At 55.5% G+C, this 24640-nt stretch carries 20 protein-coding genes; 7 read left to right on the top strand and 13 right to left on the bottom strand.

The window, feature by feature from the left end; genetic code table 11:
* Window positions 1–43: 43 nt before the first annotated feature.
* Window positions 44–697: a beta-phosphoglucomutase gene (gene pgmB / locus OEU85_RS06400; RefSeq protein WP_262690625.1), complete on the top strand. Its 654-nt coding sequence runs from the start codon at window positions 44–46 to the stop codon at window positions 695–697.
* Here pgmB and OEU85_RS06395 read toward each other — a convergent pair.
* Window positions 694–1716: a LacI family DNA-binding transcriptional regulator gene (locus OEU85_RS06395; protein WP_262690624.1), complete on the bottom strand. Its 1023-nt coding sequence runs from the start codon at window positions 1714–1716 to the stop codon at window positions 694–696. The genes pgmB and OEU85_RS06395 overlap by 4 nt on opposite strands.
* A gap of 249 nt (window positions 1717–1965) precedes the next feature.
* Here OEU85_RS06395 and OEU85_RS06390 point away from each other — a divergent pair, with 249 nt between their 5' ends.
* Entirely contained in the window at window positions 1966–4233 is a 2268-nt protein-coding gene (locus tag OEU85_RS06390) for a TonB-dependent siderophore receptor (RefSeq protein WP_262690623.1), read from the top strand.
* A 210-nt stretch (window positions 4234–4443) separates the two neighbouring features.
* Entirely contained in the window at window positions 4444–4860 is a 417-nt protein-coding gene (locus OEU85_RS06385; protein WP_262690622.1) for an ASCH domain-containing protein, read from the top strand.
* A 70-nt stretch (window positions 4861–4930) separates the two neighbouring features.
* Here OEU85_RS06385 and OEU85_RS06380 read toward each other — a convergent pair whose 3' ends face one another.
* The 11 genes from OEU85_RS06380 to OEU85_RS06330 all read right to left on the bottom strand — a co-directional run bounded on the left by OEU85_RS06380 (window position 4931) and on the right by OEU85_RS06330 (window position 20129).
* Complete coding sequence (locus OEU85_RS06380; RefSeq protein ID WP_262690824.1) at window positions 4931–5134, bottom strand: CsbD family protein; 204 nt, start codon at window positions 5132–5134, stop codon at window positions 4931–4933.
* 133 nt (window positions 5135–5267) lie between these two features.
* Complete coding sequence (locus OEU85_RS06375) at window positions 5268–6659, bottom strand: M20/M25/M40 family metallo-hydrolase (protein WP_262690621.1); 1392 nt, start codon at window positions 6657–6659, stop codon at window positions 5268–5270.
* Window positions 6656–7996 carry a Xaa-Pro dipeptidase gene (locus tag OEU85_RS06370; RefSeq protein WP_262690620.1) on the bottom strand — a complete coding sequence of 447 codons (1341 nt, stop codon included), beginning with the start codon at window positions 7994–7996 and terminating at the stop codon, window positions 6656–6658. The genes OEU85_RS06375 and OEU85_RS06370 overlap by 4 nt, the downstream gene beginning before the upstream one ends.
* A 92-nt stretch (window positions 7997–8088) precedes the next feature.
* Complete coding sequence (locus OEU85_RS06365) at window positions 8089–10428, bottom strand: TonB-dependent receptor (protein ID WP_262690619.1); 2340 nt, start codon at window positions 10426–10428, stop codon at window positions 8089–8091.
* Window positions 10429–10482: 54 nt separating this feature from the next.
* Entirely contained in the window at window positions 10483–12489 is a 2007-nt protein-coding gene (locus OEU85_RS06360; RefSeq protein WP_262690618.1) for a tetratricopeptide repeat-containing sulfotransferase family protein, read from the bottom strand.
* Entirely contained in the window at window positions 12473–12904 is a 432-nt protein-coding gene (locus tag OEU85_RS06355) for an acyl-CoA thioesterase (RefSeq protein WP_262690617.1), read from the bottom strand. The genes OEU85_RS06360 and OEU85_RS06355 overlap by 17 nt, the downstream gene beginning before the upstream one ends.
* Window positions 12901–14178, bottom strand: a complete 1278-nt coding sequence (locus tag OEU85_RS06350; protein ID WP_262690616.1) for an APC family permease — start codon at window positions 14176–14178, stop codon at window positions 12901–12903. The genes OEU85_RS06355 and OEU85_RS06350 overlap by 4 nt, the downstream gene beginning before the upstream one ends.
* Window positions 14175–16190 (bottom strand): S9 family peptidase, encoded by a 2016-nt coding sequence (locus OEU85_RS06345; RefSeq protein WP_262690615.1) that lies wholly within the window; start codon window positions 16188–16190, stop codon window positions 14175–14177. Before OEU85_RS06345 ends, OEU85_RS06350 begins: the two co-directional genes overlap by 4 nt.
* Window positions 16187–18709, bottom strand: a complete 2523-nt coding sequence (locus tag OEU85_RS06340; protein ID WP_262690614.1) for a CehA/McbA family metallohydrolase — start codon at window positions 18707–18709, stop codon at window positions 16187–16189. The genes OEU85_RS06345 and OEU85_RS06340 overlap by 4 nt, the downstream gene beginning before the upstream one ends.
* A complete protein-coding gene (locus tag OEU85_RS06335) occupies window positions 18706–19188 on the bottom strand; it encodes a GNAT family N-acetyltransferase (protein ID WP_262690613.1) in 483 nt (160 codons plus the stop codon). Before OEU85_RS06335 ends, OEU85_RS06340 begins: the two co-directional genes overlap by 4 nt.
* Window positions 19189–19190: 2 nt before the next feature.
* Complete coding sequence (locus OEU85_RS06330; RefSeq protein WP_394805393.1) at window positions 19191–20129, bottom strand: BKACE family enzyme; 939 nt, start codon at window positions 20127–20129, stop codon at window positions 19191–19193.
* A 102-nt stretch (window positions 20130–20231) separates the two neighbouring features.
* Here OEU85_RS06330 and OEU85_RS06325 point away from each other — a divergent pair, with 102 nt between their 5' ends.
* From OEU85_RS06325 to OEU85_RS06310, 4 genes are all read left to right on the top strand, one after another.
* Window positions 20232–21236 carry a LysR family transcriptional regulator gene (locus OEU85_RS06325; protein WP_262690611.1) on the top strand — a complete coding sequence of 335 codons (1005 nt, stop codon included), beginning with the start codon at window positions 20232–20234 and terminating at the stop codon, window positions 21234–21236.
* The gene (locus tag OEU85_RS06320) at window positions 21233–22561 is read left to right on the top strand and encodes an aminotransferase family protein (protein ID WP_262690610.1); all 1329 of its coding nucleotides are present in this window, start codon (window positions 21233–21235) and stop codon (window positions 22559–22561) included. The genes OEU85_RS06325 and OEU85_RS06320 overlap by 4 nt, the downstream gene beginning before the upstream one ends.
* An 11-nt stretch (window positions 22562–22572) precedes the next feature.
* A complete protein-coding gene (locus OEU85_RS06315) occupies window positions 22573–23598 on the top strand; it encodes a histone deacetylase family protein (RefSeq protein ID WP_262690609.1) in 1026 nt (341 codons plus the stop codon).
* A 394-nt stretch (window positions 23599–23992) separates the two neighbouring features.
* Entirely contained in the window at window positions 23993–24211 is a 219-nt protein-coding gene (locus OEU85_RS06310) for a hypothetical protein (protein WP_262690608.1), read from the top strand.
* Here the strand turns inward: OEU85_RS06310 and OEU85_RS06305 are convergent.
* Window positions 24208–24480, bottom strand: a complete 273-nt coding sequence (locus OEU85_RS06305) for a hypothetical protein (RefSeq protein ID WP_262690607.1) — start codon at window positions 24478–24480, stop codon at window positions 24208–24210. The two genes, OEU85_RS06310 and OEU85_RS06305, sit on opposite strands and share 4 nt — an antisense overlap.
* Between the last annotated feature and the right edge of the window lie 160 nt (window positions 24481–24640).

Raw genomic sequence — 24640 nt, 5'->3', positions numbered from 1 at the left:
TGGCAGCGCAAAAATTGCTGTCCGCCAGTTAGTGAGGGAACTCATGGCCTTTAAAGCCTGCATCTTCGATCTCGATGGTGTCATCACCGACACCGCACATTTCCATTTCCTTGCGTGGCAACGGTTGGCGCATTCGCTGGGTATTGCATTTGATCACGCCGACAATGACCAACTCAAGGGCGTGGGGCGTATGCAATCGCTTGAGTATATTCTCGCGAAATCAAGCAGGGCATACTCCGAAGCGGAAAAAGAGACGCTCGCGCACCAGAAAAACGAGGATTATAAAACCCTGATCCAGGAAATTTCGCCCGCCGATATGCTGCCTGGCATCCTACCGGCTTTTGACTGGTTGAAGGCGAGAGGGTGGAAAATTGGCCTCGCGTCCGCCAGCCGCAACGCCCCGGTGGTGATAGAGGGGCTTGGTATCGCGAAGGTGTTTGACTATGTCGCCGACGCGGGTGCAATCCCGAACGGCAAACCTGCGCCTGACATCTTTTTGGATGTTGCCAATGCCTTTGGCCTTGAAGGCGGTGAGTGTTTGGGGGTTGAGGATGCAGCGGCGGGGGTCACGGCGATCAAGGCGGCGGGCATGACAGCGATCGGGATCGGCGACGCGTATGTCCTGGCACATGCAGACATCATCCTGCCGCAAACAGGCATTCTGGTCAGCGAAGGTTTTGAAAAAGTGGCCGGTTAGGCCTTGCCACAACTTTCGCGCACGACAAGCTCCACCGGCATGGCCACATGGTCGACCGTTTTGCCGCGAATGATATCCAGAAGGTTGCGCACCAGTAATTTGCCGCCAAGACGAATGTCCTGCCGTACTGTCGTGATGCCAGGCGTGGCAAACACGGCCAGCGGGTTATCATCAAAACCGACGATCGCAACCTCTTCGGGTACCTTTACATCGGCTTCGGACAGGCGTTTCATCACGCCGAGGACAATATTATCGCTGACCGCGAAGATAGCGTCACACTTGAAGGTTGGATCAAGGATGACGTGACCGGTTTTCATATAGCCGTCTGAACGGGAAAAATCTGTCGGGATGACAAGGTTGGCGTCGAATGGGATGCCCGCCGCGCGGAGCGCATCGCAGTATCCATCCAGCCGGTGTTCCATTTCGGGGTGACGCGCGTCGCCCATGAACGCAATGCGCTTGCGGCCGTTGCGGACCAGAAGGGACACGGCCTCAAAGGCACCAGTGCGGTTGTCACTTCCAACCGTCAGGTAATCATGCTCGGGCATTTCAGCGCCCCACACGATAAATGGCCGCCCGCTTTCCGCCAGCCGGTCCAGCCGGGGGTCATTGCGGCCCTGACCAATGATGATCAGGCCGTCGGCGCGTTTGCTGTCGATATAATAATCGGCCAAGTCATCAATATCATGCGGGTTGGTTGAAAGCAGCAGGTCATAGCCGTGATGCGCTGCTTCATCTGCGATGCTGCCAAGCAATACCATAAGGAAGGCGTCGGAGACTTCGTGGCCCCACTCCTTGTCGACAAGTAACACGACGGCAATGGTGTGGGTCTTTTGAGTGCGGAAATTCCGCGCAGCTGTATTGATCTTGTAATTGTGCTCACGTGCGATCGCCTGGATACGCGCTCGCGTCTCCTTGTTAATAAGTTCGCTATTCTTCAGCGCGCGCGAGACCGTTGCCTCGGACACGCCGGCGAGCTCAGCAATGTCTGCCATGGTCAGATTTTTGCTTTTTGTCATAGGCTTTTACTACATGCTGATCAGCCGTCTTGTCGAGAATTATTACAATTTCATGCAATCGATTGAAATTTTATATTGCAATCGATTGCAAAGAGGCGTAGCTATAATACATCACCGCTTTCACGCGCGATTCGTAATGTAATATTTTCCGGTTTCTGCCCGAGAGGTCAGGCAGCAATCGGTAGACAGGTCAAACAAGCCGTGGCGTGTGCAGCAGAATGAAAAGTAAGGCGTGGGAGGGCCAAACAGATGCGTTTTACACACAATAGATTAAAATCCACGACCGCGATTGCGGCAATACTTGCCATGACGGCGACGTCCGTGTCCGCACAAGACACCGATGCAGCAGCCGATGAAAGCATGGATACGTTCGAAGAAATTGTTGTCCTTGGTACCCCGGGTGGTGCCGGTGTTAAAAAACAGGACGCCAGCTTCGCCATCACCACCATGAATGCAGACACCATTGGCCTTGCCGGCCCTAAAAGCACGGCAGAGCTTTTGACGCTCGTACCGGGCGTATGGGCGGAGAGCTCAGGCGGGGTTGCCGGTGCAAACATTGACGTGCGCGGTTTGCCGGGTGGCGGCGACGCACCATTTGTAACCATGTCGATCAACGGCGCGCCGATCTACGGCACAGAAATGCTGTCGTTCTTCGAACAAAGCTCGATCTTCCGGATTGATGAAACCGTGCGGGCTGCAGAAGCCTTGCGCGGCGGACCAAACGCCGTCTTCTCGAATGGTGAACCGGGCGTAACCCTGAACTTCAACCTGAAAAAAGGCGGCCCTGAAACGGAAGGCCGGGTGAAGTACACCACGTCCGACTATGACACACAGCGTGTTGATGCTGTGCTGTCGGGGCCACTGACCGATGACCTTTATTATATGGTCGGCGGTTATGTACGCAGTTCATCGGGCATCCGGGATGCGGAGTTCAATTCCGAAAAGGGTCATCAGGTAACCGCACAGATTACCAAAGAGTTTGATAACGGCGAGATCAACGTCTTTACCCGTATCACTGATGATCACGGCATGTGGTACCTGCCGCAAGCGTTGAATTCTGGTAATGATCTTGGCACTTTCTCGCAGCTTGGCACGGCGACACGCTATCGCACGCTGCAGATCAACGCCAACGGTGACACCGAGCAGTTCGACTTTGCCGATGGTCGCGGTTGGGACGGCAGCGTTTCCGGCCTGACAGCTGATTTTGACCTGGGTGACGGTTGGCACATTCGTGACAACATGTCCTACACAAAGGGTGACGCGGATACATACGGCTTTGTGCCGGATGGTGGTGCCATTCAGGCAGGCGACCTTGGTCTTGCATCCGTCTCTACCCAAGGCGGTGAAAGCCTTGGCGACGACGAATATGTGCAGAATTACGGCCACTGGGTTGTTCAAAAAGACCTTGAGAGCTTTACCAATGACCTCAGCATCAACAAGATGATGGGCGATCATGATGTCACGTTCGGTTACTATAAAGCGATCTGGTCATCAGACGACTTCTGGACGATTGGTAACTTTACGCCAGTTCACAATGTCGCCAACGGTGATTTCCTTGAGGATAGCATCGAGTGTTCCGATCTTGCCGACGCAGGTTCGGGTTCCGGTTGCTGGGCTTACGGTATCCAGTCCTCTGGTGACGCGACAGCTGATGCCTTTTATGCAGCTGACAGCTGGCAAGTGAATGACGCGCTGCGCATCGACGTTGGTGTACGCCACGAATGGCTGGATATTGACTATATCCTCGACGCCGGCCCAGGTTATCCTGATGGCGTGCGCGATATGGCCACTAACCTGAAAGACAAGGCATGGTCCTACACCGGCGCCATCAACTATGACTTCAGCGATGATCTTGGCGTGTTTGCCCGCTACTCCAAAGGCTCCTTGTTCCCGCACTTTGATGATGTTCGTGAGAACAACCTCAACGTGAACGGCGTGAAGCAGCTTGAGGGTGGGGTGAAATATTCCAGCGATTATGTTGGCCTGTTCGCAACTGTCTTTTACAACAAAAACGACAGCTTCTCGAGCACGGTAGGTAGCGATATCGCCGCCGCCGCGTTCAAGACCCGCGCCCTTGGCGTGGAGCTTGATGGTCACTTCACTTATGAGGCCTTCAACCTCTCGTTCATCGGTACATTGCAGGATGCTGAGATTACCGAATCCACAACGGCATCCGATGTCGGCAACACCGTTCTTCGTCAGCCAAAATGGCAGGTTCGTCTCGCGCCAAGCTATGACATTCCTGTTGGCAGTGCGACAGCAACCCTATACGGCGCTGTCAGCCTGATTGGCGACCGCTGGGGCGACAATGCCAACACCAACAAGCTGGAAGGCTATGAGAAGGTTGATCTGGGCGTACAGGTACGCATGGAATCAGGGCTCTTCTTCCAGGTTCATGCTGACAACCTGACAAACAGCCATGGTTTGACCGAAAGCGATCCGCGTTCCGCCGCGGCGCCAAACGGTCGTGCAATCCTTGGTCGTTCATTCAAGTTCAGTGTTGGTTACGACTTCTAGGTTCTGAGTATCCGGCGCGCGCCTCTGGTTTCGGGCGCGCGCCACTCCCCAATGGTTTCCCACCCGAGTATTTTGGGGCCTGACGCTGCGTTCTCTCCTGGATGCAGCGTCTTTTTTATTGTCTGCTCATGGCACCGCTATACCTGCGCGCAAAAGCATGTCATAGGGTCCATTGTACTGCGCCAGCCCGCGCTTGTGTGAGTAACAGTAATGAATGTCAGAGAGCTTGAAAAACTTTACCCCGGTGCGGCCACTTTTCATTTTGGCGACAATGAGGCGCTCTGCCGCGAACTGACGGAGCTTGTGCGGTCTGGTCGGAAAACTGCGACCTGTGAAGCGCTGGATGCATTCTTTGAAACCGGCGCCGCACTGCCCGAAGAGGGTCGTAAGGATATTGTTCTCAACTGGGATGACAGCCCGGCTCTTGTCATTGAGACAATCAGTGTCGAGTGGGTCCGTTTCTGCGACGTGGGCGAAAAGTTTGCGCTCGCGGAAGGCGAAGATGACAGCCTTGAAGGCTGGCGAGAGGGCCACAAGCGCTATTTTGAGCGCAACGGCAACTTCTCTCCCAGTATGGTTCTGGTGTGCGAACGGTTTAAACTGGTCCGGGATCTGGCGAAAGGCTAGTGCTGTCGCTTAGACAGTACCGCAGACGTGAAGTTCGCCCTCACGCCTGCGGGCGGTTAACGCCAACGCTTTAGTGCTGGTGCTTCTGCTGCCAGGCTTCGACCTCTTTTTCGGCCGCTTCACGGGTTTTGCCGTAGCGTTCCTGAATAAGGCCCGCGAGCTTGGTGGCGTCACCCTCGATTTGGTCAATCTCATCATCGGTCAGCTTGCCCCATTGCTTCTGGGCATCGCCTTTCAGTTGCTTCCACTTACCTTTGATAATGTCCTTGTTCATCATGTATCTCCCGATCTGAGGTTAGACCTTGACTGCAATGCGACCAGTCAAGGTCTTGCAAATCATGCATCGGAAGGTATCAGAGTTGAATTCGGGATTATTGCCCGCAGATAAAGAAGCCGTAAAATGAGGCCTACCCGGCGAGGTCTGTCAGGATCTGGTGCCACATCTGCAGTGCCCCTGAAAGACTTTCAACCGGCACTCGTTCATTAAGGCCGTGGGCAAACTCATCCTCCGCTTTCATGAAAATGCCTGTCAGGGTGTAGCTGGGAATGCCTGCCGCACGAAAGTGCAGGGCGTCCGAGGCACCAGACGCCATGTGCGGAATAACAGGGATGCCAGCATATCGATTGTGCACGGCTCGCTCGATTGTGCTGAAAACGTCAGAACGCAGGGGCGACGCATCGCTCTCATCCGGTGTGTCAAGGACACGCCAGCGCAGGGCATCGTTCGCGACCACGGACTTCAAGGTTTCAAGCGTGGCGTCTACACCGACACCTGGGAAAATGCGGCAATTGACCGTAGCTGTCGCCGACTGAGGCAAGGCGTTTTCGGCGTGTCCACCCGCAAGCATGGTCGCGACACAAGTTGTCCCCGTGGAACCAACATACTCTGACTGTTCGCGCAGAACGGCTGCGGCATCAAGGTCAGCCGGATCATCCGCAAAGCGCGCCATTGCGTCGCCGACCTTACCACCGATAAGCGGGGCGGATTTCGCGAAATAGCTTCGTGTCAGGTCACTATACATGATGGGAAATTCAAACGCGTCCAGCTTCACAAGCGCCTGGGCGAGGTCGTAGATCGCGTTGTCGCGCCGGGGTAGAGAGCTGTGTCCGCCCGGGTTGGTGGCCGTAACGGTAAAGGATGCGTAGGTCTTCTCGGCGCTGTCGACCGTGAAGGACACGGCCTTTCCGCCTTTGTCCAGCAAGCCGCCGCCACCGTCGGCGACGAGGGCAAATTCCGCATCGATCAGGTCACGGTATTTCTTGGCCAACAGTTTCGTGCTGGTCATGCTGGTTTCTTCATCGCCCGAGAATGCAATGACCAAGTCCCGGTTGGGTACAAAGCCTTCGGCTTTGAGCCGAAGGAATGTCGCGGACAAGGTGGCAACGGCAAACTTGTTGTCGGATACTCCGCGCCCGAAGAAATAGCCGCTTTCCTCGACAAGTGTATAGGGGTCACGCTCCCAGTCTTCCGGGTTGGCCTGCACCACATCGAGGTGCGCGGACAAGAGGATCGGCTTTTTCCCCGAGCTATCATTGCCGCGGTACCGAATGATCATCGCCATGGTATCGCCAACCGGAATCAGTTTTACATCCTCACGGGCAAAACCACCCTGGAGAAACAGCTCTTCCAAATAATGCGCCAGCTTGGGCACCATGTGGTAACCCTCCACCGTTCGCATGGCGATGCTGTCACGTAATATGGTGTGTGCTTTGTCACGGAAGGGCACGTCATCAGCCCACACTGTGGGCATGGATAAAGCCACCATTGTCGCGGCTATAATATTTGTCGTAAATCTCATTGGTCTGCTCCCCCTGTTGCGGTGCCATGTTTTTCCGACTTGATAATCCGGCCGCCTTTCATGACAGCATCAATATGTTCCAAGAGGCTGATATCCTTTAGCGGATCGCCCTTCACCGCGACCATGTCGGCGAATTTCCCGGCCTCGATCGAGCCGACGTCTGCCTCCCAGCCAAGAAGTTGGGCGGGCGACAGGGTCGCAGACTGGATCGCTTCCATTTCGCTCATGCCGTATCGCACCATATACACAAATTGTTTGCCGTTATCACCATGCGGATAGACGCCACTATCGGTGCCATACGCAATACGCACACCGGCGGCGTGCGCCTTGCGGAAGCCTTCGCGCTGGCGCTCGGTCGTTGCTTCGTTTTTGGCGAGGATTTCATCACCCCAGCCATCGGCGCGTCCGACGGCATCGATATAGTCACCGTTATAGATATCGGCCACGAGCCAGGTGCCGTGTTTTTTCATCAGAGCAATGCCTTCATCGTCGATCAGAGAGCCATGCTCAATCGAGCGCACGCCCGCGCGCACTGCCGCTTTGATGCCCTTGGCCCCATGAGCGTGCGAGGTGACATACACATTATAGTTGGCCGCCTCCGTGACCGCTGCGTGTATTTCTTCTTCGCTCAGTTCCTGCGCGCCGACGTGGGTGCCGCTTGTCAGAACCGCACCGGTGGCCAGCGTTTTGATAAAGGTGGCCCCATGCTGGATCAGGGTACGTACACGTTCGCGCACTTCCGACGCGGAGCGTACAACGCCAAAGTGTAGATCCTTGGGGATCTCCACGTCGAATGCTTGTCCGGTGACATCGCCCGCACCACCCGGCACGGTGATATAGGCACCAACAACCGCCATGCGTGGCCCTTCTATAATACCCGAGTTGATCGCATCCCTGAGCGCTACATCATTAAAGGCGCGCCATGCGCCTACATCACGAACGGTGGTGAAACCAGCCCTTAGGGTTTGGCGCGCGTGCTTCACACCTTGCAACACCGATTCCGCTGCTGTGAATTCAAGCGGGGCGAGCACATTGGCGCTCTGGCCGCTGTCGGCCAGATGCGTGTGCATGTCCATCAGGCCTGGCATTACCGTGAGGCCAGACCAGTCGATAAGTGTGGCACCTTCCGGCATCGCGCCAGGCGCCCACGACGTTACTTTGGCAATACGCTCGCCTTCAATCTGGATCATCTGGTCTTTGAGCACCTTGCCGTTAACCACATCCACCAGCGCGCCTGCGTGCACAATTGTAACCGGTTTGACCGGACTGGTGGTGTTATCAGCAAAAGCCGGAACAGCGAGGAAAAGCGTGAGAAGGCAGGCGTAAAGTCGGCGCATAATAAATCTCTAAATCTTTCTGAGGCCTCTCTGGAGGCGGTATTTTTGAAAAAGCACGGCGCTCTGAGGCGCCGCGCATGTTTTTTCAGTGCCTAGAAGCGCTGGCCAAAACGAATACCAAACCGCCGCGGTCGATTGGTATAGATCGGGAGGTCGATAAAATTGTCCTGGCTGGCAAATATGACTGCCCGCTCGTCGGTGATATTGTCTGCGAACAATTCCGCTGTCCAGCCATCACCTTCAATGCCAATCGCGGCATTCAATAGGTCATAGGACGGTTGCAGGATACGGCCCGATACATCCAGATTGTTCCAGTTCTCTCCGGTGTGAGACCAGGCGCCCTGAACATAGGCTGGTAAGTCGCCGATGTTGAAACCATAGCGCGCCGTGGCTGTCAGTTTCAGTTTAGGCACAAACGGCATGCGCGTACCTGATGGTGCCGTTACTTCACCGGCTGCCCGGGCGTCGTCATCCTGATAATAGTCTTCTTTCAGTTTGGCGTCGTTATAACTGCCGGATAACGATACGGTAAGTTGCTCGGTTGCAGCAAACACCGCGTCGAATTCCACACCTTTTGTTCGCGCCTGGCCGACATTGGTGATCAACGTCAGAGGCGAGATGGAATAGTCCAGGAAGCTGTACTGGAAGTTTTTCCAATCCAGCAGGTAGACGGCGCCGTTGAACCTGAGCCGCCGGTCGAAGAACGATGTTTTCCAACCCAGTTCATAATTATAGACGAAGTCCTGCTCATAAGCGGGTGCCACCACGCCGGTAAGCGCCCGGTTTACGCCACCGGGGCGGAAGCCCTTTGAATAGGTGGCATAGATCATTTTATCGTCGTCTATTTTATAGGAAAGATTGAACTTGTAGGTCGAGCCATTGTCCTTGGTTTCCTTATCGAGGTTAGGGTTATCAAGGCAGGGCCGGGCCGAACAATAGGTTGATGACGCGGTACCGTAATAGCCGATCAACGAGTTCCTCAGTTTATAGACCCGCAGCCCGGCCGTTGCGGTCAAAGCTTCGGTGATGTCATAGGAAACTTCGCCAAAGAGGGCCCGGTCCTTGTCTTTGCGCACCTGCTTGGTGATCCAGACCAGGGGTTCACCGGGCACGGGCGAATAATCCTCACCCGTTGGGACATCGGGCGCCACCCAGCGCAGGTCGAAGTCGTGCTTCTGATCCTGATAGAAAGCGCCAGCGATCCAGCGTAGCCGGCTGTCTGCGGAAGACGATAGCCTGAGTTCGTGGCTCTGGCGGGTAAACTTCTCATCCCCGGTAATATGCTGGGTGGGGTCGGCACAACCACCTAACTCGTCGTAATACAGGCAGTCGTAGCCATAATCGGCAAGCAGTCCCTCCCAATACTCGGCATACCAGCTATAATCGGTTGAACTGTCATTGCTGCGGTCCAGATAGGCACCGGCATAAACGACATCGATATCGCCGATCTTGCCATTGACGGTCAGTGTGCCCTGCACCCATTCGTCATTGGCGAATTCATCCCCGAAGGTGCGGTATTTCAGGTCTCCCAGGTCGTCCGGCCGGTGGGCCCATACACCCGTCGACTTCTGGTTCTGGTACGTTACGCCGGGCGTGACGGTCCAGCTGTCGTTCAGGTCAACCTTCAGGGCGGCACGCATGCCAGCGGTACGAACATCGTTGAAATCTTCCTCGACATAGTCCGAGTTGTCGATTTCGATCCCCGAAGCGGCGTAGTGGCGCTCGCCGTATATGTTATCGATATACCCGCCTTCCTCTTCGTACCAGCCAACAACCCTGAGAGCTGCCTTGTCGGAAATGGGGAAGTTGGCAAAGGCTTCTGCGCTGAAGCCCATTTCGCCATGTTCAACCTGATTGACACTGACATCATACCCGCCAGCAAAGCCCGATGGGTCGGGCTGGTTGGTAATGATGCGCATGGTACCGGCCTGGCTGCTTGACCCAAACAATGTGCCTTGTGGCCCTGCCAGTGTTTCGATGCGCGCGACGTCATAGATGTGTACATCAAGCACATTGTTGATAGTGGTGATTGGTTGCTCATCCAGATAGACGGCCACACTTGGCTGCGAGCCGGAGTGAACCCCGTCACCGCCAGACGAGATGCCGCGCATGTAAACCTGAGCTAGCCCCGGAGCGAACGATACATATGATACCGTTGGCAGGAAATTGATGTAATCGTCAAAACCCTTGATGTTGAGATCTTCAAGCGATTTGGATGTAAGCGCTTGTACGGCCACGGGCACATCTTGCAGGTTGCTGGCCCGTTTCGTAGCCGTAACAACAATTTCCTCAAGCGCGAAATCGTCTGTATCTGCGGCCTTGGTTGCGTGCAATGGGATCATCGTTGAAGCCATCAGGGCCGCGAGGCCCGCTTTGGCTGTTCGGCTACCCGTTAGGGTCGGCCCCTTGTTCTTGTCATCGGTGTAGCGCATAGTCTCCTCCTTTTTTGCCATTAAGGTCAGTTCGGCTGACCCACAGCCCCCACGTTACTCAACCGGATAGCGCTCCAGCACTTCCGGCCCGAGTGCCTCCGTCAAAGGCGCCAGATGCGGTAGAAAATGGCGCCAGTGTTCTACCGCGTCCTTGAACACGGGTTTGCGCACCTGCTCGCTGCTGGCGGTTTTCACCGCACGGTCGTTTTTGTAAAATTCCAGGCAGTTCTGCTCGAATGGCAGGTCGCAATATTCAAGCAGCCGGCGAACTTCATTCTCAAAATCGTCCACCAGCGTTTCGTACTGGACGCGATGCACCCGGCCGGGCAGCGCGGTGTCAAAATGATCCATCAGTTCGACGTAACTGCGGTAATAGCGCCCGATATCGGACAGGCTGTAACTGAAGCGTTGCCCCCGCGCGAAATACTGCTTGAAACCGGAGAAACAGCAAGCGAGCGGATGCCGTCTTGCGTCGATGATGCGTGCGTTTGGCAGCATTAGGTGAATAAGCCCGATGTGCTCAAAATTATTGGGCATTTTATCAATGAAATAGGGCATGCCACTGCGGTAACGAAGCGTGCGCTCCAGATATTCCTCGCCCAGCTCACGAAACGCGTCCACGCTCATGTGGCCAAGTATTTCAGGGTACTGTGTTTCATCATTCGGCCGTTTCTTGCCGCCAAGCCGTTTGGCAAGATTGATGATATCAGGCAACTCCTGCGTGCCTTCCACCTCGCTGTGACTGGCCAGAATTTGCTCCAGTAATGTTGAGCCCGCCCGGGGTAATCCAACAATGAAGATGGGGTCGGGTGCGTCAGATCCGTACCCGCAGCGCGCCTCAAAAAAGTTTTCGTCCATCAATTTGATGCTGCGTTTTATCTTCTTGTCTTGCTCGTCGGCGCTATAGAGGGACTGACGGCGGCGCACTTCGTTGCCCTCCGCATAATGTTTGAAAGCCCGGTCGTAGTCGTCGCGATCTTCCAGGGCCTTGGCAAGGGCGAAGCTAAGTTGCGCGGCGTCTTCCGGCGTGAGGGCAGGGCGCTTGAGCGCGGCCTGCATGTGAGCCACTTCTTCATCGGTCAGCGTTACAGTCTTGAGATTGGCAAGCGACCAGTAAGCCTCGCCCAGTTCGGGCGCCTGTTTGATGGCGGTACGGTAGGCCGTGATGGCGTCTGACTGCCGGCCAACGGTTTTCAGCGCATGGCCGTAACTCAGGTACACGCGCGGCTGATGAGGGACGTCGCCCAGCAGTTTTTCGTATATCTGGATTGCGGGCTCAAATTGGCCCAGCCGCACATAAGATGCAGCTTTCAAGACATAATAATTCGGGTTGTCTCCGTCGCTTTCCAATAGCCGGTCTATCTCGGTGATCGCTTGCTCGAACTTGCTCTGCCGTGTGAGAACAAAGGCATAATTGTAGCGAGCGAAGCTGAAGTCAGGCGCTAGCTCAAGGCAGCGGGCCAACAGGTTTTCTGCATCGCCAAATTGACCGACCTTGATACCAATTTCAGCGAGGAGCCGGATGGCGGTTACATCCGTGGGGTGGCGCTTCAGATAGGCGCGACAGACTTGCTCAGCCACTGCAATGCGGCCATCTTGCAGTGCGGTCATCGCGTCCAGCAGAACAGGCGGTAAGCGGCCGTTTTCAAGGTAGCGCTGGTAGGCCTTATTGCTTTTGTCTTCGTCGCCGGCAGCTGCGTAGGCATCGCCGAGACTGCGCCAGGCTGGCCCAAAGTCGGGTTGCGCCGCCACCGTTTTCTCCAGATCTGCCAGCGATTGCCGATAGCGTCCCACCGTCCTTAGTGCCAGCGCACGTTCATACCAAAGCGCAGCAACACAATCGGTGCGCTCCAGCATCGGGCTTAGCAAGGCAATGGCCTCTTCCGCCCGCCCCATTTTTCGCAGTGCGACTGCGTGGGCGTGGACGAGCGCCATATGATCGCCGAACTGGCGCCTGAGCGCGACAAGCCGGTTACCTGCGCTGGCAGGGTCGCGTTTCATAAGCTGCATTGCGGCGCTGAGCGCCTGCTGGAGCTGACGGGCGTCAGTCGCCGGAACCATCGCCGCCTCCCTCAATCGTCAAGGGTGCCGCCTTGTCACGGAAAGTGGGAGATAGTGCTATCGCCTTGCGAGTTTCAAGATCGAAGGCCACCGATGTCGCATGCAGCGTTGCGGCGAGACTATCGTCTGCCAAATTACGCATTTCGTGATAGGCAGTAAAAGATTTACCGCCTAGTCGTTTGATGCCGCTTTTAATTATGATCAATGCGCCTGCCTGCAACTCGGCAATGAAATCCATTTCAAGCTTTACGTCGACAAAACCGGTTTTGCGCTCGCGCGGATCAATGGCAACGCCACACGCGTGTGCCAGATGGTAGCTCGCGTCATCGAACATCGCGATGTAATGTCGGGTCGTCAGGTGCCCCATAATATCGCATAACCAAGGGTGTACGACGCCGCGATATGTTTCCATCATGCCATGGTCTCCCGTGCTTTGCGCCGTAATCTGTAGGCTACGGCTCCGAGCAGGAAGTAGACACCGGCCCAGGCGAATTGAGAAACGGAATCATTGATGACGACAATCAGGAAAAAGGCCGAGATCAGAATCAGGCCCCAACCGGAAAGTCTGATTCCCAAATGCCCCAGTTTGAATGGAGACGCATCATAAGCGGCGGCTGCCCGCGTTGGCACATATAGGAGCGCCGCACCGACAAGTATCTGGAAAAGCAGTGTGAAGGATGCGACCCACACGGCGTAATCCGTGATGCTTTTGCCAAGTGCAAGCCCGGCGAGGGAACACAGGCCGACAATCAACACGCTGAGCGCGGGGCTGTTTTCGCCTGCCACCGAGCCAGACAGATAGCCGTCTTGCGCTAGTGCATAAATATCCCGGGAAGCAACAAGCACCAGCGCGTTGATGGATGTTGCGGCGGCACCCATCATGGCAAAGCTGGTGAATGTGGCGCCAGCTCCGCCAAAGAGTCGCTCGGCGACCGCCATGACCGGTGCCTTGGTGCTTGCGAGTTCCTGCCAGGGGATCATGCCAACAAGCGCCAGTGACAACGCCACGTATGTGATGACAACGAGCACAAAACTGAGGATCAGCCCTCGCGGGATGGTTTTGCCGGGTGACTTGATCTCACCCGCCATTTCCATCACTGCCATGAAGCCTCCATAGGAAAAAAAGGCGGGAACGGCCACTAACAATACCGGATTCCAGCCCGCAGGCACAAAAGGGGTAAGGTTGGCACTGTCCATTGTAGCCAGGCCGCCGATCGAGACGCCCGCAAGCGCGACCATGAAAGCCAGCACAAGGATGCCCTGTAGTCTGACAAGCACGTCAAGCTTGCCCATGTTGAGGACGGTAAACAGAGCAACCACAACAAAAGCCACCGCAGTGGCATCAAAGGCGGGGAACAGTGCCGTGAAATACTCAGCAAAACCGAGCGCGATCAGCACTATCGCCATGATATAGACTGCCAGCATCAGCCAGATGCCGATAAAGCCGGTGAAGGGGGATAATAGCCGGGTGACGGCGATAAACCCGGCCCCGGTGTTGGGAAACACCGAACCCAACTGTCCGGCGGCCAAGCAGGAAAATGCGGCGATAACAGCCGCCAGAAGATAGGCAATCACTACCGCTGGCCCTGCGGTGGCTGCCAGCGAGCCTGGCAGGATGAAAATGCTGGCGCCGATAACATAACCGACAAGGGTGACGACCACGCCAGTTGTGCCAAGGGTGCGTTTCACTTTGAGCCCTCCGGCTTGAGGTGCCTGTCATACCAGTTCAGGTTCCGGTCCATCCGGTCATGCAGGTAGCTTGGCACCGTAATGCCGTGATGCTGCCCGGGGTAAATGACGAGTTGGGTTGATGTGCCGACGGAGCGCAGGGCTTGATACATCTGCTCTGCGCCGATGCATGGCACGTTGAAGTCTTTTTCGGCGCATTGGAACAAGGTCGGCGTGGCAATACGACCCGCATTCAGGAAGGGAAAGCTGACACGCTCATAAGCTTCAGGGTTAGCCCAGGGCGTGCCCAGCTCAAGTTCGTATTCGCGGGAGTATTGGTCATGGCCGTAGGTGCCAAACATGTTGGCTGTGCCAGCGCCGCTTATCGCGGCTTTGAACCGGCTGTCGCTGCCGATAACATAATTCGTCAGCATACCACCGTAGCTCCAGCCGCCAACACCCATGCGGGCCGGGTCTATGGTATCATTGCTGGCAAGGTACTCGGTGCCGGCCAGAATATCGGCAACATCCACGTTGCCCCAGTCTGCATAGATCGCGCGAGAAAAGTCGAAGCCACGGCCCGACGAGCCGCGCGGGTTGATGCCAATCACAGCGTAACCCTGCGCAGCATATATCTGCCAGTCGCTCATGAATTCATGGCTGAACTGATATACAGGCCCGCCATGCAGGCGGAAGATTGCCGGTAGCTTGTCACCATCTGACGCACCGGGCGGCAACAGTATCAAGCCATCAATGCGGCCCGCTGGCCCGTCGAAGGAAAATTCCTTCGTCTCACCCAGAGTCACATCGTCAAGCCAGGCATTGTGGTTGCTAAGCTGGCGTAATCCGTCATCCAGCGCAAAGATCTCAAAAGGCCGGTTGTCGGTGCTATCCAGAAGTACGGCGCTATCGGTGGCAGACAGCGCGTATGATAGGGCAAAGCGCTTGCCGTCACTCAATTTGCTGATGTCACCCGTGGCAGCGTCTATTTTAACCAGCCACGTTGCACGGTTTTCTTCAAGCAATGCATAGAGTGCGCTGCCGTCTGCGGACCATTCAGGCATGAAAAAATTGCGGTCAATACGGGCGAGCGGCCGGTTTTCACCAGAGGCGAGGTCGGCAACTGTCAGTTGCCACGGCGCATAATAGATCCACTTGCTCTCGCCACTTTGTAACCAGGCAAGCTGGCTGCTGTCCGGCGACCATGCGGGTGGGGACATCCAGTAAGGGTCAACGTCCGTGCCTGTGAACGTGCTGATACGGCGGGCTTCGCCTGCCCCGTCAGCCGCGATGACAAATACGTCAGAGTCCATATTGCGGTCGGCGTCGCCCTGATCCTTCGAGACGTAGGCGATCCACTTGCCGTCAGGTGACCACCGTGGCAGCCAGTGGTCCTGATCCCCGCTGGTGAGCTGACGCTGTTTACCTTTTCTAAGATCAATAACCAGTAGCTGCCGCCGGGCTGCGGCCAGATAGCCGACCCAGTCTTCCATATACTGGAAACGGGTTATGACGATAGGAGGCGGGGTGCCTGCTTCATTCTCCTGGGCGCCGCCGACAAAGGCGGTGACGACAAATTGTTGACTGTCTGGCGCCCAGTCATACTCCAGCAGGCCGCCCGCGACATGGCTGACCTGTCGGGCTTTTTTGGTCTTGATGTTGCGTACGAAAATCTGGGTGCTGCCGTCGTCTTTGTCTTCCCCAAGGTAAGCTAACAGCTTGCCGTTCGGCGAAAATTTAGGGCTGTATTCACTTTTGTCGTCGCTCTTGGTGATTTGTTTCGCCTTGCCGCCCGCATAGGCGACGACCCAGACATCACTGACGGTGGCATCAAGTTTCATGTCATGGCTTGAAACCACATAGGCAACGGTTTTACCGTCAGGCGAGATGGCAGGTTCGCTAACCTCCTGCAGTTTGTTCAGGTCGTCCACTGTCATCAGCCGTGGCTCGGCTGCGTCGGCGTGAATAGCAAGGTCGGCTGCAGCAAAAGTCATCAGGATCAATGCACAGGTGCGGGTTATCCCCCATCTCATCGTTGTTTCCCCTCGTAGATTTTCCGGGCTTTTGCGATGTCAGCCAACACGGCTGCGCGTTCCCAGTCATAATTGTAATCGGTCCGGGCAGCGGCGTGCTCGGCGATGCGGTCAAGCCAGTGGATGAAATATGCGGCATCGTTGGCCGACCGTTGTGGCTTGCCCTCCACGGTCAGCCAGACCGGGTTGGTGGTGGCGTAGGTGTAGATGTCCTGCACAAAAGGGTGGGACTTTTCAGCGACCGCACGTACTAGCATCCAGCCGCTTGTGTGTACCGGTACGGTGATGTCCGCATCCGCGCGCGTGCCACTCTCCGTCGTCTCGAACGTGTGGCTCACTTGGCCGTTGATCACCAGTTCAAAGCGTTCGACAGGCACGGGGGACCGCAGGGCGGCGCGAACCCGCACACTGCCACCTTCCTTGCCGAACATTAGCACCATGCCCGGCTTGGCCTCGTTCACCAGCAGGCCAATAAGCGGCCCGTTGCTCACAAAGCCATGTCCGCTTCGGATGGCTGACTTCAGGCTCTCAGGCTGGTCGGCGCGAACGCCATCAAGGAAAATACGGTTCAGGCCGATCGGGCCGCGCAGCGACGCGTAGTTGGTCATTGCGTCGGTGCCTGCACCCGCCGCGATGTGAAAACCAAGGTTAAGCAGGCGGTACCATACACTTGCAGTGTTCTGGTGGTCCGCGAAGGAGACAATCTCCAGATAGTCCGTCTTTCCAAGCGCTGCATCCACCGGCAGGCTATGGGTCAGTTTTGCATCATCGGCGGGGTTCGGTGTGTCGCCAAAAGGATGCACATATCCAGTTACCGCACCCTGCGCGTGCGCCAGGTCCTGTACCACGGCATTGGTTGGGTAGGCGGAGGCCAGCCCGGTATGCCAATAGCTGGCGAAATCGGGCGTCAGGATATGGTCGTCCAGATGCAGGAGGCCAAGGTGCCCCCAGTAGCTGGTGTGATATTCCTGCCCCTGATAAACAGTTACACTATCGTGTGTCTGTTTATCAGGGGTGAACTCGCCGATGTCGGGGATGCGTTCTTCCTTGTTGACAATCAGGTTATATACGACATCCAGACCCTCCGCTGCAGCATCGCCAGACATCGTCTCGATGTCTTGTTTGTATTTCCCGCCATAATTCATGTGCACATGCATGTCGGCGCTGGTGAAGCTGCCATAAAGCGTGGGCAGGGTGTGTTCGTCGAGCCTCAAGGTAAGCTGGGCCGGCCTTTCTGACACGTCAAGCCCGCGCGTTGCCAGCTTGTAGCGGAAACCGTGAGATCCCTGCACCTGAACCGGGCCCACCGGGACCGAAAGGCTACATCGTCTGGCACAGTGAAAATAATGGGTCTCATGGTCTGCCTGAACGGGGTCAAGGTAATCATCAGCGTGGATACGAGCGTTGACAGGCGCATAGTGTCGGCCATCTGCGGCTTTCACGCTGACACGGCCCGACAAGGGTTTGCCGTGGTCATCCACCAGGGACACCTCAAGCGTCTGCATGGTGCGTTTATAGACACGCTGCTTCGCTTCGATTTTGTGCCGTGCTCCACCGATCACCGTGTGATGATAGAGCGCAAGCCCTCCATCCTCATTCGTGATGTAGATCAGGCTCTGGTCATCAGGGCTCCAGCGGGGCTGCCAGATATCATACTCCCCGAAAGTAAGGGGTAGTGGATAGTTGCCGTCGGTACCAGTTAGCCAAAGCTGATGCCACTGTCGTCCGCGGTAACTGGCATAAAGTAGCCTCTTGCCATCATGCGCGGGTTGTGGCCTGGCGGCCCATGTCGTTTCTTCGACAAACACGCGGCGCGGTTCGCTCGGGTCTGACACCGAGGTGGCCCATATATCCCCCGTACCCCAACTGGTTTCCGGATTTGAAACATAATAGAGCGTATCGCCGTCCGCCCCCCATGCCGGATTGATCGCATGATCGGCCTGCGAATAATAATACCGGTATTTTTCCGAGACGCGGCCTGCGACTAAAGGCCTGGGGTCCAGAAGGGCGTGGCCGTTAAAGCCAGCGACATGGATACCGAAATAACCATCCAGTTTGGTGGAGACATAGGCAAGCTGGCTGCCATCGGGGCTGAAGCGGGGTTCGAGATTTACGTCATCGCCGGTGGTCAGCGCTGTTTCAGCGCCTGTATCAAGGTCGAGCAATATCAGATTAAGCGCATTGCCATGCTGACGGCTGAAAACAACGAACCGTCCATCCGGTGACCAGTCTGGCTGATAATCGTATCCGGGCCCCGTGGTCAATTCATAGGCGGTGTCATCGTCGATCGCCTGCCGCCACAGGCTGCCTTGCATACTATAGATAACACTTTTGCCGTCGGGGGAGAAGGTTGCTGCTGACGGGCCGCTCGTCAGCTGCGGCATATACATCTCGCGCCAGTAATATGTGTGGGGATGTGCGACCTGTCCCAGCACGGGTATTCTTGTGGCCTCAGCGGTTGTGCCTGCGGTCGGCACAATCGTCAGCGCTGCGGCGAGTGTTAGCCATGTTTTTTTCATTCGGCGTCCCCCTTCATGGCATCGAAAGGTGCGCCTTCAAGCACCATGATGTTTTCTTGATTGGCTTGTTGGAAACCAAGCTGCTTATAAAAGGCCATGCCGCTTTTATTGGCCGCATGAACGCTAAGCCTCACATAGCAGGCATCCTGTTTGGCCGCCTTTTTGGTGGCTGCGACGAGTAACTTGCGGCCAAGGCCCAGCCCTCGGGCCGCCGCGTCAACAAAGATGTCCTGCACATAAAGGCCCGGGCGCCCGCGCCATGTAGAAAATTCATAGAAAAACAGTACCATGCCCAACGGTTCGCTGTGCCGTTGGGCGACCAGAACTTCAAATGCCGGACTGTCGGAAAACCCATAAGTGCGTATCGCAGTCGCATTGCCGCGATATTCTTCGCCCTGGCCAAGATCATGCGCCATGGCCTCCAGCATCGCCTGGATCATTTCCGCATCCTCGAGATTGGTCTCCCTGATTTCTATCATGGTTAAAACGCCATATTCACCGCACCCCTGCCTTTAAGACATAGCATTTGCCGTGCCTCCTCAGGGGTAGCGATATTGTGTCCCATTTCCTCAATGATTGTTCTGATCTTGCGAACCTGCTCGGCATTGCTGGTCGCCAGTTTGCCGGGCGGAATTGTCAGGCTGTCCTCAAGTCCGACGCGCACGTTGCCCCCGAGGATTACGCCAAGTGTTGCCAGTTCGATCTGGTGGCGACCGGCTGCCAAGACCGAAAACTGGTAGTTATCGCCCAGCAAGCGGTCCGCCGACGCTTTCATCGCCATCAGGTTTTCAGCGGATGCGCCGATGCCTCCCATCACCCCAAGTACAAATTGAACATAAAGCGGGGTCTTCACCTTACCCTGCCGCAAATAGTAGGCGAGGGTCTCGATATGGCTCATATCGTAGCATTCAAATTCGAAGCGGGCACCGCCATGATCGCCGAGATCCGCCAGGATGTTTTCGATGTCCTCATAGGTGTTGGTGAAGAGCGTGTGCCGTGTTGCCTCCAGCAGCGCGGGTTCCCAGTCGTGCTGCCAGTTTTCATATTTGCGTTTCAGTGTGAAAATGCCGAAGTTCATTGATCCCATGTTCAGGGAGCACATCTCCGGCAGCATGGCCCGCGCAGGTGCCAGCCTTTCGTCAAGCCGCATCAGCGAGCTACCGCCTGTGGAAATATTCAATACCGCGTCACTTGCCTGATCGATCACCGGAATAAACTCGCGAAAATGCGCAGGGTCGGCGCTGGGGCGGCCGTCTTCAGGGGCGCGGGCATGGAGGTGGATGATTGCAGCTCCAGCCTGTGCGGCATCGATCGATGACGAGGCAATCTGAGCGGGTGTCACCGGTAGGTGCGGCGACATGGTGGGTGTGTAAATGGAGCCGGTCACCGCACAAGTGATGATGATCTTCCTGCCCACAATTTACCCCCTTGTTTCAGATTGCTCTTGATCCTGCTCAGCAAGCGACTATCATTTGGTATTGTTATCTTTATAAAGTCAAACATAGTTTAAAAGAATATAAACATGCCTGAAACGGATGATATCGGCTTCGGCTTGCCCTCCGGGGTCAGTTGGTCAATGGACTGGAACCTTTTGCGAACCTTCATGGTGATCGCTGAGGAAAACAGCATCACACGCGCCGCGCGGTTTCTTGGCCTCAAGCAGCCGACGGTCAGCAACGCGCTTCGGCGGCTTGAGACCTTGCTAGGGTGCCAGTTGGCGGCGCGGGATCCGCGCAATTTTGACCTCACCCGACACGGGCAGGCGCTCTATAAGGAGTGTCGCGAGATTTTTGGCTCGGTCAGTCGTCTGCCTAATCTCCTGTCCGATACCTGCGATACGGTGGAGGGGCATGTTAACATTTGCATGGCCAGCCATGTGATGACACCGCTTCTTGATACAGCGCTCGCCACTTTTCACGCCAGACATTCGATGACGTCCTTCTCTATCTCGGTGCTCAGCAGCCGCGACGTTGTGGAAGCCGTGGTGTCAAAACAAGCAAGTTTTGGTGTGTGCCTGATGCGCGAACCTGTGCCAGAACTGACGACAACGCTGTTTTATCGTGAACACTTCGGTTTTTTTTGCGGGCCTAGCCACCCGCTTTATGGCCGCACAGGTTTGACACTCAGGGATATGCGTGACTATGAGCGTGTCACCTTTTCAACCGACAATCTGGGTGACGTTCTGCACCCGGTAGCTGCCCTCAGGGCTCAGGCGCAGTTCAGCGACAAGGTTGCGGGGGACAGCAATAACCTTGAAGAGGTCAGACGCATGATTATGGCGGGGCTCGGTATCGGCCCATTGCCTATCCACGTGGTGGAACGTGATATTAAGAACGGTAGGCTTTGGCAGTTGCCGCCCTATAAAGACCCGCCGATCATAGACCTGTTTGTGATCAGCCATCCACGCGCCAACCTGAATGCAGCGGAGGCGGCATTCCTCGTTACATTGACCGACCTCATCGCCGAAACACCGCTGGATGAGCGCACCTATGGGACCAATGTCCCGATGCCGGGGGGGCAATCATGAACCAGTCTCATCTGTTTTATCAGACCCGTATGCGTCGGCCGCTGCTGGACCGTGCGGAAGGCGTGTATATGTGGGACGTCCATGGCAAACGCTATCTTGACGGTTCAAGCGGCGCCATGGTGTCCAACATCGGGCATTCCAACCCGCGGGTGCTTGCCGCCATGCGGGCGCAGATGGAAAAATCCACTTTTGGCTATCGGCTGCATTTTGAATGTGAGGTTTCGGAAAAACTCGCGGCCAAAGTGGCGCAGCTCAGCCCTGAAGGTCACGAGAAAGTATTTTTTGTTTCTGGCGGATCCGAAGCGGTGGAGAGCGCGATCAAGCTGGCGCGGCAATACAAGGTAGCGACAGGAGAGGGCCGCCGATGGCAGATCATCTCCCGCAGCCCATCTTATCATGGCTCTACACTCGGTGCGCTCGCGCTGACCAGTTATGCGCCGCTGAACGGCCCGTTCACCCCACTTTACCGTGCGATGCCCAAAATCCCGGCACCACGTTGTTATCTTGACCGCGATAGCCTCAGCGATGAAGAGCGCGGTATTCGGTATGCTGAGATGCTACGCGACAAGATTATTGAGCTTGGCCCCGATAGCGTGCTCGCATTCATCATGGAACCGATCGGGGGTGCGTCAACCGGCGCACTTGTTGCGCCAGACAGTTATTATCGCCGCGTGCGCGACATTTGTGACGAGTTCGGGGTGGTCCTGATCTATGACGAAGTCATGACCGGGGTAGGGCGAACGGGCTCCTTTCTGGCTGCCGAGCATTGGAATATCAACCCGGATATTGTCGCGCTGTCGAAGGGCTTTGGCGCGGGCTATGTACCGCTGGGTGCGGTGACAGCCAAGGATCATATTGTTGAAGCGGTATTGGATGCAGGCGGTTTCCAGCACGGGTATACCTATGCCGGCAACCCGATAGCCTGTGCGGCAGGACTCGCGGTGCTTGAGGAGATACTCTCGGCGGGCCTGATGGATAACGCCACCACGATGGGAGACAAGCTGAAGGCTGGCCTCAATGCGCTGATGACGGAATTTGCCTTCATCGGGGATGTGCGCGGTAAAGGCCTGTTGCTGGCTTTTGAGCTCGTTGCGGACCGGGCGACCATGCAACCCCTTCCCAAAGAAATAAACGCTTATCTGCGATTGAGTGACATTGCTTATGACCGTGGATTAATTATTTATCCACGCCGCACCCGGGATGGTCTTGAGGGTGACCATTTCCTCGTTTGTCCGCCAATGATTGCATCGGCAGTACATATATCTGAAATCCTGACCACGTTGCGTGCGAGCCTGATAGCCTTCGCGCAAGAGAACGGCCTTTAAAGGACACGCGCATGAAAGCTTTTTTCTCCCAAAAACAGGCGGCTCATTTTCCAGAACACTTTCTGGTCAACGGTGTATTTCGCGCCAATCCCGAACATCCGGATCGTGCCACACGACTTGGCGATGGTGTCGTGGCCGCCGGTTGTGAGGTTCTGGAGCCACGGGATCATGGTATGGGCGCCATCGCAAAAGTGCACAGTCCCGAATATCTTGCGTTTCTTAAAAACGCTTATAAGCGGTGGTCTTATATAGACGGCGCGTCGGCCGCTGTGGTTCCTGATATCCGCCCTGTAAGTCGAAGCGGGGGCTACCCGGCATCTGTGGTGGCCCAAGCGGGCTATCATATGTCTGACGCCTCCAGCCCCATCACTGCCGATACGTGGGATAGCATATGTTGGAGCGCCTGGTCGGCCGTCGAAGCTGCGGAAGTTGTCCTCGCGGGCGAAAACCTGGCTTATGCGCTATGCCGTCCACCAGGTCATCATGCGGGACAAGATATCGCCGGCGGCTTCTGTTATTTCAATAACAGCGCCATTGCCGCTACGCACCTGCAATCGCGTTTTCCGCGGGTTGCTATCCTTGATGTGGATCTGCATCACGGTAATGGCACCCAGCAGATTTTTTACAACCGCGCCGACGTTCTGACAGTGTCGCTACATGCAGATCCGGTACGTTTTTATCCGTTTTTCTGGGGTCATAGCGCCGAGCGTGGAGCCGGCGAAGGACTTGGGTATAATCTCAACCTGCCATTGCCACGTGCAACGGGCGATACCGATTATCTCAAATCGCTTAAAGTAGCTCTTGGCCGCATCGAGGCATTCGCGCCTGATGCACTGGTTGTAGCACTTGGCATTGACGCGTCGGCGGACGATCCTTTCGGTGGTCTTGCGGTAACGCCGGACGGTTTTGGTGGTATAGGAAAGGCGATCGCTGACAGCATCGTTTGCCCGACGGTAATTGTGCAGGAAGGAGGGTATCTGAGCGACACATTGAGCCTTAATCTGACCCGTTTCCTTCAGGGTATGCAAAGCAACTGATGCTATTCGGCAGTGGTGCAGGGATGCACAACAACCTCTGTACCTGAACAATAAAGTATCATACTGAATTTGCGGCAATAGCGGCAGAAAGTCGTAGTCCATACACCGGGATAGATTCACAAAGTATCATACTGAGTCAATTCTAACTTATTGATATAGCCGATATTCGGGTCAATAAAGTATCATACTGTCAATAAAATCAATGTGATATAGTTGGAGTTCTTCGAAAAGAGTTCTTTCGCAGATGAACATTGAGTTTTTGGATGTAAGGTGTTTGCTGGGCGACGGATTTTTCCCGAAGGCAACTGACGGGGCCAGTGCTGTCCAATGATTTTTCGCACGCGCGATGATATATTGCGAATGGTCCCGTCAACCTCGCTAAAGGAAGATTCTAATGCCTGCAGAAGAAGCCGACACTGAAGAGTACGAATACCGTCACTTCGAATGGCGCGCATTTCAAGAAGAGGAAGTGCGCGCGCAATTGAAACAGCTACTGCTAGATGGTTGGGAACTAGACGGTCCGGAGGGTGTTAAAGCTGGAACGTTCGTCGATTTATATTGGCAAAAGGTAAAGCGCCGCAAAAGCCAAAGTACAACTGATGGCGATGTCTAAATTTCCGCATTCAGAATGGGGAAATGCGCCCCGGACCGGATGCTGAATTTTTGGGCCTTTTCTTTAAGCTCTCTCGCTGAAATGCCATGGCATTCTGCAAATGCTAGCTGTTCCTCTACTGGAACTTCACCGAAAAACCCCCAGATCTGCCCAATAAAATAAGTTGGAATTTCTTCACCTGATAAATACCTGATGAGGTCAGCCTCATCCATATGTAGTCGGTAAGGGGCATTGATTGTTGTAAAAATTGCAGCAAATCGATCCGACACGAAACTTTTCCGCTTGTGGTACTCGCTAGTTTGCATTGTAGCCGTATGTTGGGGCAAATGAAGCCATTATCGTTGCCCAAATCACGCAGCTCTTCGATTCGGTAGCATCGGTTGTATTCGTACGCACGGCGGCACTTGTGAGGGCTCAATACTTTGAATT

This window comes from Kordiimonas aestuarii (assembly GCF_025574465.1).
GTDB lineage: Bacteria > Pseudomonadota > Alphaproteobacteria > Sphingomonadales > Kordiimonadaceae > Kordiimonas > Kordiimonas aestuarii.
The sequence above is the reverse complement of the archived record's forward strand: the minus strand, read 5'-3'. Positions and strand labels throughout refer to the sequence as shown.

Bases quoted from the DNA above. Each gene is read 5' to 3' on its own strand.
- pgmB (WP_262690625.1), top strand. From the start codon at position 44: ATGGCCTTTAAAGCCTGCATCTTCGATCTCGATGGTGTCATCACCGAC.
- OEU85_RS06395 (WP_262690624.1), bottom strand. From the start codon at position 1,716: ATGACAAAAAGCAAAAATCTGACCATGGCAGACATTGCTGAGCTCGCC.
- OEU85_RS06390 (WP_262690623.1), top strand. From the start codon at position 1,966: ATGCGTTTTACACACAATAGATTAAAATCCACGACCGCGATTGCGGCA.
- OEU85_RS06385 (WP_262690622.1), top strand. From the start codon at position 4,444: ATGAATGTCAGAGAGCTTGAAAAACTTTACCCCGGTGCGGCCACTTTT.
- OEU85_RS06380 (WP_262690824.1), bottom strand. From the start codon at position 5,134: ATGAACAAGGACATTATCAAAGGTAAGTGGAAGCAACTGAAAGGCGAT.
- OEU85_RS06375 (WP_262690621.1), bottom strand. From the start codon at position 6,659: ATGAGATTTACGACAAATATTATAGCCGCGACAATGGTGGCTTTATCC.
- OEU85_RS06370 (WP_262690620.1), bottom strand. From the start codon at position 7,996: ATGCGCCGACTTTACGCCTGCCTTCTCACGCTTTTCCTCGCTGTTCCG.
- OEU85_RS06365 (WP_262690619.1), bottom strand. From the start codon at position 10,428: ATGCGCTACACCGATGACAAGAACAAGGGGCCGACCCTAACGGGTAGC.
- OEU85_RS06360 (WP_262690618.1), bottom strand. From the start codon at position 12,489: ATGGTTCCGGCGACTGACGCCCGTCAGCTCCAGCAGGCGCTCAGCGCC.
- OEU85_RS06355 (WP_262690617.1), bottom strand. From the start codon at position 12,904: ATGATGGAAACATATCGCGGCGTCGTACACCCTTGGTTATGCGATATT.
- OEU85_RS06345 (WP_262690615.1), bottom strand. From the start codon at position 16,190: ATGAGATGGGGGATAACCCGCACCTGTGCATTGATCCTGATGACTTTT.
- OEU85_RS06340 (WP_262690614.1), bottom strand. From the start codon at position 18,709: ATGAAAAAAACATGGCTAACACTCGCCGCAGCGCTGACGATTGTGCCG.
- OEU85_RS06335 (WP_262690613.1), bottom strand. From the start codon at position 19,188: ATGATAGAAATCAGGGAGACCAATCTCGAGGATGCGGAAATGATCCAG.
- OEU85_RS06325 (WP_262690611.1), top strand. From the start codon at position 20,232: ATGCCTGAAACGGATGATATCGGCTTCGGCTTGCCCTCCGGGGTCAGT.
- OEU85_RS06320 (WP_262690610.1), top strand. From the start codon at position 21,233: ATGAACCAGTCTCATCTGTTTTATCAGACCCGTATGCGTCGGCCGCTG.
- OEU85_RS06315 (WP_262690609.1), top strand. From the start codon at position 22,573: ATGAAAGCTTTTTTCTCCCAAAAACAGGCGGCTCATTTTCCAGAACAC.
- OEU85_RS06310 (WP_262690608.1), top strand. From the start codon at position 23,993: ATGCCTGCAGAAGAAGCCGACACTGAAGAGTACGAATACCGTCACTTC.